10 protein-coding genes and 3 pseudogenes are annotated in these 17966 nt (G+C 72.2%); 4 read left to right on the forward strand and 9 right to left on the reverse strand.

From position 1 onward, the window contains the following. From ACWCPM_RS25790 to tkt, 5 genes and pseudogenes are all read right to left on the reverse strand, one after another. Positions 1-542 (reverse strand): annotated as a pseudogene (locus tag ACWCPM_RS25790) (glucose-6-phosphate isomerase); the annotation flags it as partial. Next, a complete protein-coding gene (gene opcA, locus ACWCPM_RS25795; protein ID WP_450978642.1) occupies positions 535-1470 on the reverse strand; it encodes a glucose-6-phosphate dehydrogenase assembly protein OpcA in 936 nt (311 codons plus the stop codon). The gene opcA and the pseudogene ACWCPM_RS25790, both read right to left, overlap by 8 nt. Further along, complete coding sequence (gene zwf / locus ACWCPM_RS25800) at positions 1467-3056, reverse strand: glucose-6-phosphate dehydrogenase (protein ID WP_450978643.1); 1590 nt, start codon at positions 3054-3056, stop codon at positions 1467-1469. The genes opcA and zwf overlap by 4 nt, the downstream gene beginning before the upstream one ends. Further along, positions 3053-4222 (reverse strand): transaldolase, encoded by a 1170-nt coding sequence (gene tal, locus ACWCPM_RS25805; protein ID WP_450978644.1) that lies wholly within the window; start codon positions 4220-4222, stop codon positions 3053-3055. Before tal ends, zwf begins: the two co-directional genes overlap by 4 nt. A 19-nt stretch (positions 4223-4241) precedes the next feature. Further along, positions 4242-6326, reverse strand: coding sequence for a transketolase (gene tkt / locus ACWCPM_RS25810; protein ID WP_450978645.1), 2085 nt, complete (start codon positions 6324-6326; stop codon positions 4242-4244). A 160-nt stretch (positions 6327-6486) separates the two neighbouring features. Here tkt and ACWCPM_RS25815 point away from each other — a divergent pair, with 160 nt between their 5' ends. Continuing rightward, positions 6487-7383, forward strand: coding sequence for a helix-turn-helix domain-containing protein (locus ACWCPM_RS25815; protein WP_450978646.1), 897 nt, complete (start codon positions 6487-6489; stop codon positions 7381-7383). A 183-nt stretch (positions 7384-7566) separates the two neighbouring features. On the opposite strand, the gene ACWCPM_RS25820 is transcribed toward ACWCPM_RS25815, so the two are convergent. The 4 genes and pseudogenes from ACWCPM_RS25820 to ACWCPM_RS25835 form a co-directional block, all read right to left on the reverse strand. Continuing rightward, positions 7567-8964, reverse strand: a complete 1398-nt coding sequence (locus ACWCPM_RS25820; protein WP_450978647.1) for a glycoside hydrolase family 16 protein — start codon at positions 8962-8964, stop codon at positions 7567-7569. A 304-nt stretch (positions 8965-9268) separates the two neighbouring features. Continuing rightward, positions 9269-10933 (reverse strand): histidinol-phosphatase, encoded by a 1665-nt coding sequence (locus ACWCPM_RS25825; protein ID WP_450978648.1) that lies wholly within the window; start codon positions 10931-10933, stop codon positions 9269-9271. A 112-nt stretch (positions 10934-11045) separates the two neighbouring features. Then, positions 11046-12467 (reverse strand): annotated as a pseudogene (locus tag ACWCPM_RS25830) (beta-galactosidase small subunit-related protein); the annotation flags it as partial. A gap of 4 nt (positions 12468-12471) precedes the next feature. Next, a pseudogene (locus ACWCPM_RS25835) lies at positions 12472-12604 on the reverse strand (carbohydrate kinase family protein); the annotation flags it as partial. A gap of 149 nt (positions 12605-12753) precedes the next feature. Here ACWCPM_RS25835 and ACWCPM_RS25840 point away from each other — a divergent pair. The 3 genes from ACWCPM_RS25840 to ACWCPM_RS25850 all read left to right on the forward strand — a co-directional run bounded on the left by ACWCPM_RS25840 (position 12754) and on the right by ACWCPM_RS25850 (position 17963). Further along, positions 12754-13518, forward strand: coding sequence for a DeoR/GlpR family DNA-binding transcription regulator (locus tag ACWCPM_RS25840; RefSeq protein WP_450978649.1), 765 nt, complete (start codon positions 12754-12756; stop codon positions 13516-13518). After that, positions 13515-14855, forward strand: a complete 1341-nt coding sequence (locus tag ACWCPM_RS25845; protein ID WP_450978650.1) for a 6-phospho-beta-glucosidase — start codon at positions 13515-13517, stop codon at positions 14853-14855. Before ACWCPM_RS25840 ends, ACWCPM_RS25845 begins: the two co-directional genes overlap by 4 nt. Before the next feature lie 63 nt (positions 14856-14918). Next, the gene (locus tag ACWCPM_RS25850) at positions 14919-17963 is read left to right on the forward strand and encodes an alpha-mannosidase (RefSeq protein ID WP_450978651.1); all 3045 of its coding nucleotides are present in this window, start codon (positions 14919-14921) and stop codon (positions 17961-17963) included. Positions 17964-17966 lie beyond the last annotated feature (3 nt).

Raw genomic sequence — 17966 nt, forward strand, 5'->3', positions numbered from 1 at the left:
ACGAAGCGCACCGTCAGGTCGCGGTCGGTGAAGGCGCGCAGCGCCTCGTAGGCCATCGCCGGACCGAGGTCGGAACCGCCGATGCCGATGTTGACCACATTGCGGATACGCCGGCCGGTGTGCCCGGTCCACTCGCCCGAGCGGACCCGGTCGGCGAAGCCGGCCATCCCGTCCAGCACGGCGTGCACGCCCGGCACCACGTTCTCACCGTCGACCTCGACCACCGCGTCCCGCGGCGCGCGCAGCGCGGTGTGCAGCACCGCCCGGCCCTCGGTGGTGTTGATCTTCTCGCCGCGGAACATGGCGTCCCGCAGCCCGAAGACGTCCGTCGCGGCCGCCAGCTCCTGGAGCAGGGCCAGGGTCTCGTCGGTGAGCAGGTGCTTCGAGTAGTCGATGCGCAGATCGCCGACGGTGACGACGTAGCGCTCCGCGCGGCCGGGGTCGGCCGCGAACAGCTCCCGCAGATGCGCCTTCCACTCGGCGCGATGGTCCTCCAGCGCGGTCCACTCGGGCCGCAGCGTCAGCAGCGGGGTCTCAGACATGGGAAGTCGTCTCCTTGGTGCCCTCGCCCCGCAGGGCGACGGCGTACATCTCGTCCGCGTCGAGGCGCCGCAGCTCCTCGGCGATCAGTTCGGAGGTGGCGCGCACCTTGAGGGCGAGGGTGCGCGGCGGCTGGCCCGGCAGGGACAGCGTCGCCAGCGGGCCCTCGGGCCGGTCGATGACGATCTCGCCGCTCTCCGTGCCCAGCCGTACGCCGGTCACGACGGGGCCCGCCGTGCGCACCCGGTCGACCGTGACGTGCAGCCGCGCCTCCAGCCAGCGGGCCAGCAGCTCGGCGCTGGGGTTGTCGGCCTCGCTCTCCACGGCCGCCGAGGTGATGTCCAGCCGGGCCTGGTCGAGGGCCGCCGCCAGCATCGAGCGCCAGGGGGTGAGCCGGGTCCAGGCGAGGTCGGTGTCGCCGGGCGCGTAGGACCGGGCACGGGCCTCCAGGGCGGCCAGCGGCCCCTCGACGGCGTACATGTCCGTGATCCGGCGCTGGGCGAGGGCGCCGAGCGGGTCCTTGGCCGGCACCTCGGGCGCGTCCACCGGCCACCAGACCACGACGGGCGCGTCCGGCAGCAGCAGCGGCAGCACCACGGAGTCAGCATGGTCGGACACCTCGCCGTAGGTGCGCAGCACCACGGTCTCGCCGGTGCCCGCCTCCGAGCCGACGCGCACCTCGGCGTCCAGCCGGGAATGCGTGCGCTCGCGCGGGGAGCGGGCGTGCCGCTTGATGACGACCAGGGTGCGCGAGGGGTGCTCGTGCGAGGCCTCCTCGGCCGCCTTGATGGCGTCGTAGGCGTTCTCCTCGTCCGTGACGATGACCATCGTCAGGACCATGCCCACGGCCGGTGTGCCGATGGCGCGGCGGCCCTCCACAAGCGCCTTGTTGATCTTGCTTGCCGTCGTGTCGGTCAGGTCGATCTTCATGGCCTGCGCCAGCTCCGTCCGTCTCGTGCGAGCATCTCGTCGGCTTCCGCGGGACCCCAGCTCCCCGCGACGTACTGCGCGGGCCTGGCGTTCTCGGCCCAGTACCCCTCGATGGGGTCGAGGATCTTCCAGGACTCTTCCACTTCCTGGTGACGGGGGAACAAGTTGGCGTCACCCAGGAGGACGTCGAGGATGAGCCGCTCGTACGCTTCGGGACTCGACTCGGTGAAGGACTCGCCGTACGCGAAGTCCATCGTCACGTCCCGGATCTCCATCGACGTGCCCGGCACCTTCGAGCCGAACCGGACCGTCATGCCCTCGTCCGGCTGAACACGGATCACGATCGCGTTCTTGCCGAGCTCCTCGGTGGCCGTGGAGTCGAACGGGGAGTGCGGCGCCCGCTGGAAGACCACCGCGATCTCCGTGACCCGGCGGCCGAGGCGCTTGCCGGTGCGCAGATAGAAGGGGACGCCCGCCCAGCGGCGGTTGTCGACGTTCAGCTTGATCGCGGCGAAGGTGTCGGTGGTGGACGCCGGGTCGATGCCGTCCTCCTCCAGATAGCCGAGCACCTTCTCGCCGCCCTGCCAGGCCCCCGAGTACTGGGCGTGCACGGTGTGCCGGCCGAGGTCCTCGGGCAGCTTCACCGCCTTGAGCACCTTCAGCTTCTCCATCAGCAGGGAGGACGCGTCGAAGGAGGCGGGTTCCTCCATCGCGGTGAGGGCCATCAGCTGAAGGAGGTGGTTCTGGATGACGTCACGGGCCGAGCCGATGCCGTCGTAGTACCCGGCGCGGCCACCGATGCCGATGTCCTCGGCCATGGTGATCTGCACATGGTCGACATAGGACCGGTTCCAGATCGGCTCGAACATCTGGTTGGCGAAACGCAGCGCCAGGATGTTCTGGACGGTCTCCTTGCCCAGGTAGTGGTCGATCCGGAACACCTGCTCCGGGTCGAACACGTCGTGCACGATCGTGTTGAGCTCCCGGGCCGACCTCAGGTCGTGGCCGAACGGCTTCTCGATCACCGCCCGCCGCCAGGAGCCCTCCGGAGCGTCGGCCAGCCCGTGCTTCTTCAGCTGCTGGACGACCTTCGGGAAGAACTTCGGCGGCACGGAGAGGTAGAACGCGTAGTTGCCGCTGGTGCCCCGGGAGGCGTCCAGCTCGTCGACGGCCGTGCGCAGCTGCTCGAACGCCTCGTCGTCGTCGAAGTCGCCGGGGACGAAGCGCATCCCCTCGGCGAGCTGCTGCCAGACCTCCTCGCGGAACGGGGTGCGCGCGTGCTCCTTGACCGCGTCGTGCACGACCTCCGCGAAGTCCTGGTCCGCCCAGTCCCTGCGGGCGAACCCGACGAGCGAGAAGCCCGGCGGCAGCAGGCCCCGGTTGGCCAGGTCGTACACCGCCGGCATCAGCTTCTTGCGGGAGAGGTCACCGGTGACGCCGAAGATGACCAGACCCGAGGGGCCGGCGATCCGGGGCAGGCGCCGGTCACGCGAGTCGCGCAGCGGGTTGCTCCAGTCGGGGGACGTCCCACCCGGCGCGGACGCCTCCACGGCGACCTGCTCCACGGTGGTCGGTTCGGTGCTCATTCCCCGTCAACTCCCTTGCCCGTCAGCGACTTCGTCACGGCGTCGAGCAGCTCCCGCCAGGCGGCCTCGAACTTGGCGACGCCTTCCTCCTCCAGCTGCCGCACCACCTCGTCGTAGGAGATCCCCAGCCGCTCCACGGCCGCCAGATCGGCCCGCGCCTGCGCGTAGCCGCCGCTCACGGTGTCGCCGTGGATCTGGCCGTGGTCGGCGGTGGCGTCCAGCGTGGCCTCCGGCATGGTGTTCACCGTGCCGGGCGCGACGAGGTCCTCCACGTACAGGGTGTCCTTGTACGCCGGGTCCTTCACGCCGGTCGAGGCCCACAGCGGGCGCTGCTTGTTCGCCCGCGACCCGGCCAGCGCGGTCCAGCGGTCACTCGCCGCGGTCGCGTCCGCGGGGCCGAACACCTCTTCGTACGCCGCGTAGGCGAGCCGCGCGTTCGCGAGCGCCGCCCGGCCCTTGAGGGCCAGTGCCTCGGGCGTGCCCAGGACGGTCAGCCGCTTGTCGATCTCGCTGTCGACACGGGAGACGAAGAAGGACGCCACGGAGTGGATGCCGGCCAGGTCGATCCCGGCGGCCTGCGCCTTCTCCAGGCCCGCCAGATAGGCGTCCATGACCTCGCGGTAGCGCTCCAGCGAGAAGATCAGCGTGACGTTGACGCTGATGCCGGCGCCGATCACCTCGGTGATGGCCGGCAGGCCCGCCTTCGTCGCCGGGATCTTGATCATGACGTTGGGCCGGTCGACGAGCCAGGCGAGCTGCCGGGCCTCGGCGACGGTGGCGCGGGTGTCGTGCGCGAGGCGCGGGTCGACCTCGATGGAGACCCGGCCGTCCCGGCCGCCGGTGGCGTCGTACACCGGCCGCAGGATGTCCGCGGCGGCGCGGACGTCGGCGGTGGTCATCATGCGCACGGCCTCGTCGACCGTGACGTCCCGCACGGCGAGGTCGGCGAGCTGCTCCTCGTACCCCTCGCCGGAGCCGATGGCGGCCTGGAAGATGGACGGGTTGGTGGTGACGCCCACGACGTGCCGCGTCGCGATCAGTTCGGCGAGGTTGCCGGAGGTGATCCGGCTGCGCGACAGGTCGTCCAGCCAGATCGACACGCCCTCGTCGGACAGGCGCTTGAGTGCTCCCGCGGTGGTGGCGGATGCTTCGTTCACAGTGATCATCTTCTTTCTGGCGATCGGATCAACCACGCGCGGCAGCGAGCGATTCCCTGGCCGCTGCGACGACGTTCTCGGCGGTGAAGCCGAATTCGGAGAACAAAATCTTGGCGTCGGCCGAGGCGCCGAAGTGTTCGAGGGAGACGATGCGTCCTGCGTCACCTACGAAGCGGTACCACGTCAGACCCACCCCCGCCTCGACAGCGACACGCGCCTTCACGGACGGCGGAAGCACGCTCTCGCGGTACTCGCGGGGCTGCTCCTCGAACCACTCCACGGACGGCATCGACACCACCCGGGTCGGCACACCGGCCTCCTGGAGCCGCTCGCGCGCCTCGACGGCGAGGTGCACCTCGGAACCGGTGGCGATCAGGACGACCTGGGGCGTGCCGCCGTCGGCCTCGAACAGCACGTAGCCGCCGCGCGCCGCGTCCTCGTTCGGCTCGTACACCGGTACACCCTGCCGGGTGAGGGCGAGGCCGTGCGGGGCCGGGTTCGTGGTGTGCCGGCGCAGGATCTCGGCCCAGGCGACGGCGGTCTCGTTGGCGTCGGCCGGACGGACGACGTTCAGCCCCGGGATCGCGCGCAGGGCGGCGAGGTGCTCGACGGGCTGGTGCGTCGGCCCGTCCTCTCCGAGGCCGATGGAGTCGTGCGTCCAGACGTAGGTCACCGGCAGCTGCATCAGGGCCGACATGCGCACGGCGTTGCGCATGTAGTCGGAGAAGACCAGGAAGGTGCCGCCGTAGACGCGGGTGTTGCCGTGCAGGGCGATGCCGTTCATCGCCGCGGCCATCGAGAACTCGCGGATGCCGAAGTGGATCGTACGGCCGTACGGGTCGGCCTCCGGGAGCGGGTTGCCCTTCGGCAGGAAGGACGAGGTCTTGTCGATGGTGGTGTTGTTCGAGCCGGCCAGGTCGGCGGAGCCGCCCCACAGCTCGGGGATCACCGGGCCGAGCGCCTGGAGCACCTTGCCGGAGGCCGCGCGGGTGGCGACCGACGTGCCGGCCTCGAAGACCGGGAGCTTCTGCTCCCAGCCCACGGGCAGCTCGCCCTTGCTGACCCGGTCGAACTCGGCCGCCCGCTGCGGGTCGGCCGCCCGCCAGGCGGCGATCCGCCGGTCCCAGGCGGCGTGCGCCTCGGCGCCCCGGTCGAGGGCGCGGCGGCTGTGGGCGAGTACCTCGTCGGCGACCTCGAAGGTCTTCTCCGGGTCGAAGCCGAGCAGCCGCTTGGTGGCCGCGATCTCGTCCGTGCCCAGCGCCGAGCCGTGCGAGGCCTCGGTGTTCCGCGCGTTCGGCGCCGGCCAGGCGATGATCGTCCGCATCGCGACGATCGACGGGCGCTCCGTCTCGGCCCGGGCCGCCCGCAGCGCCGCGTACAGCGCGGGGACGTCGATGTCGCCGTTCTCGGCCGGCTCGACGCGCTGGGTGTGCCAGCCGTACGCCTCGTAGCGCTTCAGCACGTCCTCGGAGAACGCGGTCGCGGTGTCGCCCTCGATGGAGATGTGGTTGTCGTCGTAGAGGAAGACGAGGTTGCCGAGCTTCTGATGGCCCGCCAGGGAGGAGGCCTCCGCGGAGACGCCCTCCTCCAAGTCGCCGTCGGAGACGATCGCCCAGACGGTGTGGTCGAAGGGGGAGGTGCCCTCGGCGGCGTCCGGGTCGAACAGGCCGCGCTCGTAGCGGGCGGCCATCGCCATGCCCACGGCGTTGGCGGCGCCCTGCCCGAGCGGCCCGGTCGTGGTCTCGACGCCGGCGGTGTGGCCGTACTCGGGGTGGCCCGGGGTCTTCGAGCCGTGCGTGCGGAACGCCTTCAGGTCGTCCAGGCCCAGCTCGTACCCGGCGAGGAAGAGCTGGGTGTAGAGGGTCAGCGAGGTGTGGCCGGGGGAGAGGACGAAGCGGTCACGGCCGGTCCACTCCGGGTCCGCCGGGTCGTGTCGCATCAACTTCTGAAAGATCGTGTAGGCCGCCGGGGCCAGGCTCATCGCGGTGCCGGGGTGGCCGTTCCCGACCTGCTGCACGGCATCGGCCGCCAGCAGGCGGGCGGTGTCGACGGCACGCCGGTCGAGATCGGTCCAGTCCAAGCTGTCGGGCCCGTCGGGTGTCTGCGTGCTCATCTGTGAACTGCCTTCTTCAAAAGATCATCGAAACCAGCGTTCTTACTGGTCGGATGTGTTCAACCTTAAAAATCTGACTTTTTGGCAGGAAGGTTGTCGTGTGCCAGCCTGTGGTGAAAGTGGGACACGCCCACCGGTATCGAGACGGCACGAGAAGGACATGGCGGACAGATCTATCCAAGGTGGTGGCGGGAGGGACGGCATCCGGACGTTCGCGTTCCCGGTCGAGCAGAGCGTGGGCGGCGTCGGCGTGCACGTCGTCGCGATGGACCCGGACGTCGACTGGCACTCCGACGTCCCGCAGGACCGCATCCACCGCATCGACTTCCACCTGGTGATGGTCTTCGGCGACGGCCCCGTACGGCACATGGTCGACTTCACCGAGTACGAGGCGAACGCCGGGGACGTCCTGTGGATACGCCCGGGGCAGGTGCACCGCTTCACGGCCGCGAGCGACTACCGCGGAAGGGTCCTGGCCATGCAGCCCGGCTTCCTCCCCAGGGCCACGGTCGAGGCCACCGGCCTGTACCGCTACGACCTCCCGCCGCTCCTGAGTCCCGACGCCCCCCGGTTCGCGGCCCTCTCCGCCTCCCTGGACCATCTGCGACGCGAGTACGAGGACGCGGCGACGCTCCCTCTCGGCCTGCACACCGCGCTGCTGCGCCACTCGCTCAGCGCGTTCCTGCTCCGCCTGTCCCATCTGGCGGCCGGCTACGCGACGGCGGCGGAGCAGCAGGCGGGCGCCGCCTTCCCGCTCTTCCGGGAGGCGGTCGAGCGGGACTTCGCCACCAACCACAGCGTCAGCGCCTACGCCGACGCCCTCGGCTACTCCCGCCGCACCCTCGTGCGCACGGTCCGCGCCGCCACCGGCGACACCCCCAAGGCGTACATCGACAAACGCGTCGTCCTGGAGGCCAAACGCCTCCTCGCCCACACCGACCTGCCCATCAGCCGCGTCGGCGCGGCGGTCGGCTTTCCCGACGCGGCGAACTTCTCCAAGTTCTTCCAGCAGCACACGGACGTGACACCGGCGGTCTTCCGCACGGAGCTGCGCTGACGCGGCGGGCGGACGAGGCGCTCCGGCGAGGCGCTCCGACGCGGCGGGCGGACGAGGCGGACGGGCCGGGGACTGACCGGCGACCGACCGGGGGCGGGAACGGCGACGGGGCCCACGCGCGCGCGGGCCCCGCCTCGGCCGGAAGGGAGTGGATCAGGGGTGGAACGGGGGTGGAACGGCAGCTCAGCGGCCGAAGGTGAACCAGTTCACGTTCACGAAGTCGGCCGGCTGGCCGCTGGTGAAGGTCAGATAGACGTCATGGGTGCCCGTCACCGACGAGATGTTGGCGGGGATCGTGCGCCACGACTGCCAGCCTCCGGTGCTGCCGACCGCGAAGCTCCCGATCGGCGCGCTGGTACGGCTGTCCAGGCGTACCTCGACCAGTCCGCTCACGCCCGATCCGGCGCCGCTGGCGACCCGGGCACTGAACTGCCTGGCCGGCGAGGAGCCGAAGTTCACGCCCCGGTACAGCGCCCAGTCACCGTTGGCCAGTGCGCCGATGTTCTGTCCGCCGCCCGTGTCGGTGGTCCCCTCGGTCATCGTGCCGGACTGCCCGTCGTGGGACTCGGCCTGGACGGCGCTGTAGGCGTCCCGGTCGCCGGTGGGGGGAGGCGTGGTGCCGCCCCCGCCGGACGACAGCACCTGGACGTAGTCGACGACCATCGGGTGACCCGGCACCGTGGCCGCGTCCGGGCCGCCGCCGAACGCGTCCACGAAGCCGCCGCCCATCGCCACGTTCAGGATGATGAAGAAGCCGTGGTCCGTGGCGTTCGTCCAGGTGGTCGCGTCGACCTGGGTCTCCCGCACGGTGTGGAAGTGCGTGCTGTCGACGTAGAAGCGGATCTCCTCGACGCTGTTCGTGCGGTCCCACTCCATGCGGTAGGTGTGGAAGCCGGACTGGCAGGTGCTGCCGGGGCAGGGCGTCGAACCGCCGATGCCGGTGGTCTCGTTGCACGGGCCGCCGGGTGAGGTGCCGCAGTGCATCGTGGCCCAGACGTTGTTGAGGCCCTGGACGTTCTCCAGGATGTCCAGCTCGCCGACGCCCGGCCAGTTCCAGTAGTTGCCGCGGAACGGCGCGCCCAGCATCCAGAAGGCGGGCCAGTAGCCGCGGGCGGCGGTACCGGTGACGTTGGGCATCTGGATGCGCGACTCGACACGCAGGACGCCTCCGGCCGGGGGCTGGAAGTCGGTGCGGTTGGTCTCGATGCGGCCCGAGGTCCAGTTGCCGGCGGCGTCGCGGCGCGGGGTGATGCGGAGGTTGCCGCTGCCGTCCAGGGAGACGTTGCTGGTGCTGGACGTCATGGTCTCGATCTCGCCGGTGCCCCAGTTGGTGGGGCCGCCCGGGTAGCCCTTCCCGGTCGCGTACTGCCAGTTGGTCGTGTTCACGCCGGAGCCTGCGGCCCCGTCGAAGTCGTCGACGAAGACCTGCGTCCAGCCCGACGGGGGCGGTGGCGCGGCGGCGGTCGCGCTCGGCGTCACGGCGGTGGCGGCCAGCGCGGCGAGGCCCAGCGTGCTCAGGACGGCGAGCAGGGCCCGCCGGTAGGGCCCGCGTCTGCGGGGGGTGCCGGAGGTTTCACTCATGGGGTGCCTCTCGGTACGGGAGTTGGGTGTGCGCGTCGGTTCGGGAACGGGTGTGCGCGCAGGCCCGGTCCGAGAGCACCCGTGGGGGGTTCTTGAGAGCGCTCTCAGACTAGGGGTGCGCGGACAATGTGCTCCCGGGCACCGCGACCGTCAAGAGGTGCAACCGAGAAAGTGCTTGCGGGGCAGGGGAGTTCAAGTGATGAACGCGGACATGCTCGGCATCTCGGCGCGTGGCGGCCGCCCGGCTCGGCGCGCCCTCCGGCGGAAGGCGCCGGCGCAGGCCCCGCGGGCGAGTGACGTCCGATCAGTTTCCGTGCACGTCGACGAAGACGGGGCTCGAGTAGAACCACGTGTCCGCCCACGGATCACCGTCGCCCGGCGCGTGGGCGATCGGTCCGTGCGGGTCGACGGACGCGCCGAGGTACCCGGCGCCGTGCCGCCTGCCGTCGCTGCCGCGCAGCCGGACGTAGAACGACTCGTCGCCGGCGGTGAGCGGGAAGCGCAGGGTGTAGGTCCCCTTGCGACCGCCCACCTCCTTCGTGTGGACCACCCGGGTGTCGGGCGCACGCCAGTCGTCCCGGTCGGCGGCCTGGCCGCGCACCGCGCCCCGGACGACGTCGACGTGCGCGGGCCGGGGCAGGATGCCGGCGGGGTTGTGGCGCGAGGCGGTGGTCACCGTGACGTACAGGGTGAGCCGCTCGCCCTTGCGGACCCGCAGCCGGCCGCCCAGCGTGACGCCCCGTGAGTCGTCGCGGTCCCGCCGCAGGCGCACCTCCAGGCCGTCCAGCAGATGCCCGTGGTCGAGCCAGACCCGGCCGGCGCGCAGGCCCGCGGTCACCGCGCGGTAGCCGTACCGGGTGACGCCGACGTGGGTGCGGCTGAACTGGCCGGGCCAGAAGTCGCTGCCGGGCTGCGGGGTGGCGGTGTTCACCGGGTCGGGCAGCCGGCCGGTGGTGTCGAAGGTCTGGCCGGGCTGCCAGTCGCCGTTCCTCCAGGTGTCGAAGACGATCCGGTGGGCGTCGGAGTTGGCGGTGACCGAGAACAGCTTCCCCTCGGACAGCAGCGCGTCCCACAGGCCGCCGACCGTCGCGGTCGCCCAGTCGAAGCCGCCGTAGGTGAGGTAGGCGTCCGCCGGGTAGCCCGGCCAGGACTGGGCGGACGGCCTGTTCTCGTACTCGCCGCGGATCGAGGTAGTACCCCGCCACCCGGGGATCGCGGCGCCCTGGGCGCCCGGCGCGCCCTCCATGCCGATCATGACCTCGGGGGCCGCGTCCCGCCAGGCGCGTATCTCGTGGGGGGAGTCGATGCCGAGGCGCATCGGGTGGTTGGCGAGCACCAGCACGTCGTCGACGTAGCCCGTGCGGCGCTGCTCGGCCAGCCACTGGAGGGCCTTGACCGCGTGCGCCTCGTTGCGTGCGGTGTCCGCGTGGCCCGGCGCTCCCTCGGTCCACCCGAGCAGCTTGCCGTCGAAGGCGCGCTCGAAGCGGGTGAGAAGGTCGACCTCGTGGGGGCCGGGTGCGGTCAGGACCGTGCAGTGCTCGGCGGCCGGGACGTACCACTCCAGGCCCTGGAAGATCAGCCGCCGCGGGTTCTCGGCACGGGCCCTGCGGATCTCCTCGTTCTGCAGCGCGGCGCCGAGGCCGGCGTGCCCGACGTCGGCGTGCTCGGTGAACACCATCCAGTCCAGGCCGTACCGGGCGCCCGCCTCGGCCAGCTGGGAGAAGGTGTACTTCGCGTCGCGGCTGTAGACGGAGTGGACGTGGTGGTCGCCGACCAGATAGGCCAGACGCGGGTCGCTGCCGGCCCGCGGGCGGCCACCGGCGGCCGACGCGGAGGCGGTCCCGAGGGCGAACGTCGTGCCGAACAGGCCGGCGGTGGCGAGGAGCTGGCGCCGGGACACCCCCTGGGGGTCGAGGTCCGCGGGCGGAACCGTGGGGTCGGCCCACTCGGGCAGCTGCTGCTCGGTCATGACGTTCCTCGAAGGGTCGGCGCGGGGGGTGGGTCACTGGTCCGCCCACGGCGCGGACGGGAACGTCCGCGCCGTGGGCGGCGAAACGGGGGCGAATCGAGGCAGGGGCGTGTCAGAGGACCCGCAGGGTCCAGCCCCAGCGGTGGGTGCCCGTCGGGACGAGATACGCCGGCCCGGTGTCGGGCCCGCACGAGGCGGTGCCCAGGCCCCGGTGGGCGGCGTCGATGTGCACGACGCAGCCCTCTCTCGGGACGAGCTCGTCGTGGTGGGCGGCCGCGGCGAGGTCCGCGGCGCGGTACCGGGTGACGGAGATCCGGCTGGGCCTCCCCAGCTCCACCGCGAGTCCCGTGGCGTCCGGCGCCGACAGCGTGAAGTGCCGCACCCCGTGCCGGCCGCCGCTCTCCTGCGGTCGCAGATACGGGGTGCACAACTCGTCCACGGGCAGCGAGTGATGGCCGGCCGGCGCACCCGAGCCGCGGTCCGGGTACGACTCCCGGGGCCCCTGTCCGAACCACTCCAGCAGGTTCAGCCCGGCCACCGTCTCGAAGACCGACCCGACCCGGGCCACGTCGTCCAGCGTCGCGGGCAGCTCGGCCGACTCCTCGACGCGGATGCCGCCCTCGACGGCCGTGAACACCTGCTCGTGCCGGACGACGCCGCCCTCGCAGACGTACTCGGCGAGTACGCCGACGCTCGCGCCCGCCCGGCGCACGGCGACCAGCTTGCGGGCGGGCGCGGCGAGCCCCCACTCCCGCCGGCGGTCCGCCATGCCGCCCAGCTCGTCGTTGTCGGTGGGTGCCCGCCACAGCGACAGCGTGGGGGCGGCCATCAGCAGGGGGTGGAGCAGGTGGCCGTCCGCGTCGACCTCGACGGTCCGGTCGGACACCGGCGGGTTCCGCCGTACGGGAGCGGCCCGGAGCCTCACCTGGGGCAGGCACACGAGGGTCCCGCGGGGCGCCCACGGCTCGTCCCGCGCGGTCGTCACCCGCAGCGTCAGCCAGGCCTCGTCCGCGTCCTTCGGCAGCTCGAACGGCAGCGGCACCGCCGCCGACTCGCCCGGCCGCAGCGCGGGCAGCTCGGCCGGTGCGCTCAGCGTCCGGCCGTCCGCGAGGGACATCCGCCACTCGGCGGCCAGCCAGTCCAGGCCACGGAAGTGCTGGTGGTTGCGGATCACCGGCCCCTCGTGGCGCAGGCACTCAAGCCGCACCGGTGCCGCGATCTCCCGGTGCTCGTACAGCACCGGCTTGGGCGCCCGGTCCGGGAAGACCACGCCGTCCGCGATGAAGGCGCCGTCGTGCGGCACCTCGCCGAAGTCGCCGCCGTACGCCCAGCGGTGGCCGGGCGCGGCGACGCCTCGCACGTAGAGCCCGGCGCCCGCGCGCCCGGTCGGTCTTCCGTCGCTCACGTCCTGGAGGATGCCGTGGTCCCAGAACTACCGGATGAAGCCGCCCTGAAGACCCGGGGTGGCCTCGATGGCCGCCCAGTGGTCGGCGAGGGTGCCGTTGCTGTCGCCCATGGCGGCGTGCGGGTACTCACTGGCCGAACGGGGTTGCGGCCACCACCAGGTCGGCGGTCCCGCCCGGGCCGCGACCCACGCCGGCCTCCCGGCGCGGGGCCGGTCTCCACGCCCGTGAGGACGAGTTCGTGGAAGTGCGGCCCGGTCAGCAGCACATCGGGCCGGTCGTCGCCGACGGATACGCCCTCTCGTCAGAACTCTTCAATTCGGTGACAGGAATAGTGCGCTCCAGCTCAAAGAGCGGCCAGTTTCCAAGCAGGAATGAGCATGGTGGTGATCGGAGATGACGACTACTGTGCATCGCGTGCTGGCTGAACGACGACACCAACTCATCCTGCGGGCCCTGCGGTCCGGGGGCCCCGCGGCCGTGACCGATCTCTCCGAGCAGCTCGGCGTGAGCCCCGCCACAGTCCGCCGTGACCTGGTGAAGCTGGAGGAGGACGGCCTGCTCACCCGTGTGCACGGCGGCGCCGTGGCCGAGGAGGGCGACCAGCCCTTCGCCGAGGTCGCCGAGGTACGCGTGCCCGCCAAGGACGCCATAGCGGTGCGCGCGGCCGCGGTGATCGAGGACGGTCAGTCGGTGCTGCTCGACATCGGAACCACCGCCTACCGGCTGGCCCGGCAGCTGCACGGCCGCCGGCTCACGGTGATCACCAGCAATCTGGTCGTGTACGAGGAGCTCGCCGACGACGAGGGCATCGAACTGGTGCTGCTCGGCGGCATGGTCCGGCGCGAGTACCGCTCCCTGGTGGGCTTCCTCACCGAGGACAACCTCCGCCAGCTGCACGCGGACTGGCTCTTCCTCGGTACCAGCGGGGTGCGGCCCGGCGGGCAGGTGATGGACACGACCGTCGTCGAGGTGCCGGTCAAACGCGCCATGATCAAGGCGGGCGACCAGGTCGTCCTGCTCGCCGACGCGGCGAAGTTCCCGGGTACGGGTATGGCGAAGGTCTGCGGTCCGGAGGACCTGGACGTGGTGGTGACGAACGCGCCGGTGAACACGGCGACGCGGTCCTCCCTGGAGGAGGCCGGAGTCGACGTGTTCGTGGCGGGAGAGGTGCAGGCGTGAGGCTGACGATTCTGGGCGGCGGCGGGTTCCGGGTGCCGCTCGTGTACGGGGCCCTCCTCGGCGACCACGCCGAGGGCCGGGTCACGCGGGTCGTGCTCCACGACCTCGACCCCGGCCGGCTGGACGCGGTCACCCGCGTCCTGGCCGAACAGGCCGCCGGCGTGCCCGACGCGCCCGAGGTCACCGCGACCACCGATCTCGACGAGGCCCTGCGCGGCGCCGACTTCGTGTTCTCCGCGATCCGCGTCGGCGGCCTGGAGGGCCGCGCCCACGACGAGCGGGTCGCGCTCGCGGAAGGGGTCCTCGGCCAGGAGACGGTCGGCGCGGGCGGCATCGCCTACGGACTGCGGACCGTGCCGGTGGCGGTCGACATCGCGCGGCGCGTCGCCCGCCTCGCCCCCGACGCCTGGGTCATCAACTTCACCAACCCGGCCGGACTGGTCACCGAGGCCATGTCCCGCCACCTCGGCGACCGCGTCATCGGCATCTGCGACTCACCGGTCGGCCTCGGCCGCCGCATCGCCCGCGTGCTCGGCGTGACGAACCCGGCCGAGGCGTGGATCGACTACGTCGGCCTCAACCACCTCGGCTGGGTGCGCGGCCTGCGCGTCGCCGGCCGCGACGAACTGCCGCGGCTGCTCGCCGACCCCGGCCTGCTCGGCTCCTTCGAGGAGGGCAAGCTCTTCGGCACCGACTGGCTGCGGTCGCTGGGCGCGATCCCCAACGAGTACCTGCACTACTACTACTTCAACCGCGAAGCCGTCCGCGCCTACCAGGAGGCCGAGCAGACCCGCGGCGCCTTCCTCCGCGACCAGCAGGCCCGCTTCTACGAGCGGACGCGCGACGCCGACGCCTCCGCGCTGGGCGCCTGGGACGAGACCCGCGCCGAACGCGAGGCCACCTACATGGCCGAGAACCGCGAGACGGCGGGCGCCGGCGAGCGCGACGCCGACGACCTCTCGGGCGGCTACGAGAAGGTGGCCCTCGCGCTGATGCGGGCCATCGCCCGGGACGAGCGCACCACCCTGATCCTCAACGTCCGTAACCGGGGCACGCTCTCGGTGCTCGACGGCGAGGCGGTGATCGAGGTGCCGTGCCTGGTCGACGCCAACGGCGCGCACCCGGTGGCGGTGGACCCGCTGCCGGACCACGCCACCGGCCTGGTCTGCGCGGTGAAAGCGGTCGAACGCGAGGTGCTGTCGGCCGCCGGTTCCGGCTCCCGCTCGACGGCCGTGAAAGCCTTCGCGCTGCATCCGCTCGTCGACTCCGTGGGCGTGGCCCGGCGGCTCGTCGACGGCTACACGGCCGTCCACCCCGGCCTGTCGTACCTCAAGTAAAATTCCCGGGTCCTCCACCAGGGCCCCAGGTCCTCCACCAGAACCCTCAGGAGGGGTAGTCCCATGCACGACGAACGCCGCCGGATCGAGGAGCGCGTCGAGCGCGTCCACAACCAGCGCATCAAGGCCGCGATCTACGCCGCCACCGTTCCGCTCACGGTCGAGTCCTGGCAGGCGCCGGGCGAGCCGGTGCCGTTCTCCGAGGCCGCCGAGGCCGCCTACGAGCCCTTCGCCATGGACACCCCCTGGGGACCGCCGTGGGGGACCACCTGGTTCCGGATGCGCGGGCGGGTGCCGGCCGAGTGGGCGGGCCGGCGCGTCGAGGCCGTCTTCGACCTGGGCTTCGTCGGCGACTGGCCGGGCAACCAGGCCGAGGCCCTGGTCCACCGTGTGGACGGCACCCCGCTGAAGGCGGTCAACCCGCAGAACCAGTACGTGCCGATCGCGCACCCCGCGACGGGCGGGGAGGAGATCGACTACCTGGTCGAGGCCGCCTCGAACCCCGACATCCTCGCGAACGACTTCGCGGCCCCGACCCCCCTCGGCGATGTGCTCACCGCCGGCGACACGCCCCTCTACACCTTCCGCCGCGCCGACCTCGCGATCCTCGACGAGGAGGTCTGGCACCTCTCCCTGGACGTCCAGGTGCTGCGCGAACTGATGCTGGAGCTGGGCGAGCACGACCCCCGCCGGCACGAGATCGCGCACGCGCTGGACCGCGCGATGGACGCTCTCGACCTGGACGACGTCGCGGGCACCGCGGCGGACGCCCGCACGGTGCTGCGCCCGGTCCTCGCCAAGCCGGCGCACGCCAGCGCGCACACCCTCTCCGCGGTCGGCCACGCGCACATCGACTCGGCGTGGCTGTGGCCGATCCGCGAGACCAAGCGCAAGACCTCCCGCACCTTCTCCAACGTCACCGCGCTCGCCGAGGAGTACGAGGAGTTCGTCTTCGCCTGCTCGCAGGCCCAGCAGTACGAGTGGGTGCGCGACAACTACCCCCAGGTGTGGGAGCGGATCAAGAAGGCCGTCGTCGACGGCAGTTGGGCGCCGGTCGGCGGCATGTGGGTGGAGGCCGACGGCAACCTGCCCGGCGGCGAGGCCATGGCACGCCAGCTGATCCACGGCAAGCGCTTCTTCATGGACCACTTCGGCATCGAGACCAAGGGCGTGTGGCTGCCGGACTCCTTCGGCTACACCGCCGCCTACCCGCAGCTCGCGCGCCTCGCCGGCAACGACTGGTTCCTCACCCAGAAGATCTCCTGGAACCAGACCAACAAGTTCCCGCACCACACCTTCTGGTGGGAGGGCATCGACGGCACCCGCGTCTTCACCCACTTCCCGCCCGTCGACACCTACAACGCCGAGTTCTCCGGCAAGGAGATGGCCCACGCGGTCCGCAACTACCAGGACAAGGGCCGCGGTACGACGTCCCTGGCGCCCTTCGGCCACGGCGACGGCGGTGGCGGCCCCACCCGCGAGATGATGGAGCGCGCCCGGCGCCTGGCCGACCTGGAGGGCTCCGCGAAGGTCCGCGTCGAGCACCCGGACGCGTTCTTCGCCGCCGCCCGTGAGGAGTACCCGGACGCCCCGGTGTGGGCCGGCGAGCTGTACCTGGAACTGCACCGCGCCACGTACACCACCCAGGCCCGCACCAAGCAGGGCAACCGCCGCAGCGAACACCTGCTGCGCGAGGCGGAGTTGTGGGCGACGACGGCCGCTCTGCACGTGCCGGGCCACGCCTACCCCTACGAGCGCCTCGACCGCCTCTGGAAGACGGTCCTGCTCCACCAGTTCCACGACATCCTGCCGGGCTCGTCCATCGCGTGGGTGCACCGGGAGGCGGAGGCGGAGTACGCGCGCGTCGCCGAGGAACTGCGGACGCTGACCCGGGAGGCGATCGAGGCGCTGGGCGCCGGCGAGTCACGGGCGTTCAACACCAGCCCGTTCGACCGGCACGAGGTGGTCCGCGACGCCGACGGCCGGACGCGCGTCGTCGACGTGCCGGCCGGCGGCAGCGCCCCGCTCGGCGACACCCCGGTCCACGCCCCGGTGACCGTCACCGACCGCGTCCTCGACAACGGCCTCGTCCGTGTCGAACTCGCCGACGACGGCACCCTCGCCTCCGTCCGCGACCTCCGCGCCGGCCGCGAGGTCCTCGCCGGGCCGGGCAACCTGCTGCGCCTGCACACCGACCTGCCCAACTACTGGGACGCCTGGGACATCGACAAGCACTACAAGAACCGCTACACCGACCTGCTGGACGCCGAGTCGATCACCGTGGTGGAGCAGGACCCCCTGCTCGGCGCCCTGCGGGTCGAGCGCGCCTTCGGCCGCGGCTCGCGGATCGTCCAGACGATCACCCTCCGCTCCGGCAGCCCCCGCGTCGACATCGAGACCGAGATCGACTGGCACGAGGCCGAGAAGATCCTCAAGGCCGCCTTCCCGGTGGACGTCCGCGCCTCGCACTCGTCCGCCGAGATCCAGTTCGGGCACGTCCAGCGCCCCACGCACACCAACACCAGCTGGGAGTCGGCGCGCTTCGAGGTCTCCGGCCACCGCTGGGTGCACATCGGCGAGCCCGGCTACGGCGTCGCGGTCCTCAACGACTCGACGTACGGACACGACGTCACGCGCACGGTCCGCGAGGACGGCGGCACGACCACCACCGTCGCCCTCAGCCTGGTCCGCGCCCCGCGCGTGCCCGACCCGGAGGCCGACCAGGGCCGCCACCGCTTCACCTACGCGCTGCTGCCCGGGGCGAGCATCGAGGACGCGGTCGCCGAGGGCTACGCCCTCAACCTCCCGCTGCGCGTCGCGGACTCGGCGGGCGCCGCGGAGCCCGTCGTCTCCGTGACCGGCGAGGGCGTGACCGTCGAGGCGGTGAAGCTCGCCGACGACCGCTCCGGCGACGTCGTCGTGCGGCTCTACGAGTGCCGCGGCGGTCGTGCCGCCGGCGTCCTGCGCACCGGGTTCCCGCTCGCCGGCGCCCAGGTGACCGACCTGTTGGAGCGCCCGCTCCAGGACGCGGAGATCGACGGCGACGGCGGCGTCCCCGTCACGCTGCGGCCCTTCCAGATCCTCACCCTGCGCCTGCGGAGGCGCTGAACC

The organism is Streptomyces sp. NPDC002309, from assembly GCF_053593375.1.

What these genes read in the sequence shown, in the direction of transcription:
- zwf (WP_450978643.1), bottom strand. Translation starts at nt 3,056, where the DNA reads ATGAGCACCGAACCGACCACCGTGGAGCAGGTCGCCGTGGAGGCGTCC.
- opcA (WP_450978642.1), bottom strand. Translation starts at nt 1,470, where the DNA reads ATGAAGATCGACCTGACCGACACGACGGCAAGCAAGATCAACAAGGCG.
- ACWCPM_RS25815 (WP_450978646.1), top strand. Translation starts at nt 6,487, where the DNA reads ATGGCGGACAGATCTATCCAAGGTGGTGGCGGGAGGGACGGCATCCGG.
- ACWCPM_RS25825 (WP_450978648.1), bottom strand. Translation starts at nt 10,933, where the DNA reads ATGACCGAGCAGCAGCTGCCCGAGTGGGCCGACCCCACGGTTCCGCCC.
- ACWCPM_RS25820 (WP_450978647.1), bottom strand. Translation starts at nt 8,964, where the DNA reads ATGAGTGAAACCTCCGGCACCCCCCGCAGACGCGGGCCCTACCGGCGG.
- tkt (WP_450978645.1), bottom strand. Translation starts at nt 6,326, where the DNA reads ATGAGCACGCAGACACCCGACGGGCCCGACAGCTTGGACTGGACCGAT.
- ACWCPM_RS25850 (WP_450978651.1), top strand. Translation starts at nt 14,919, where the DNA reads ATGCACGACGAACGCCGCCGGATCGAGGAGCGCGTCGAGCGCGTCCAC.
- tal (WP_450978644.1), bottom strand. Translation starts at nt 4,222, where the DNA reads ATGATCACTGTGAACGAAGCATCCGCCACCACCGCGGGAGCACTCAAG.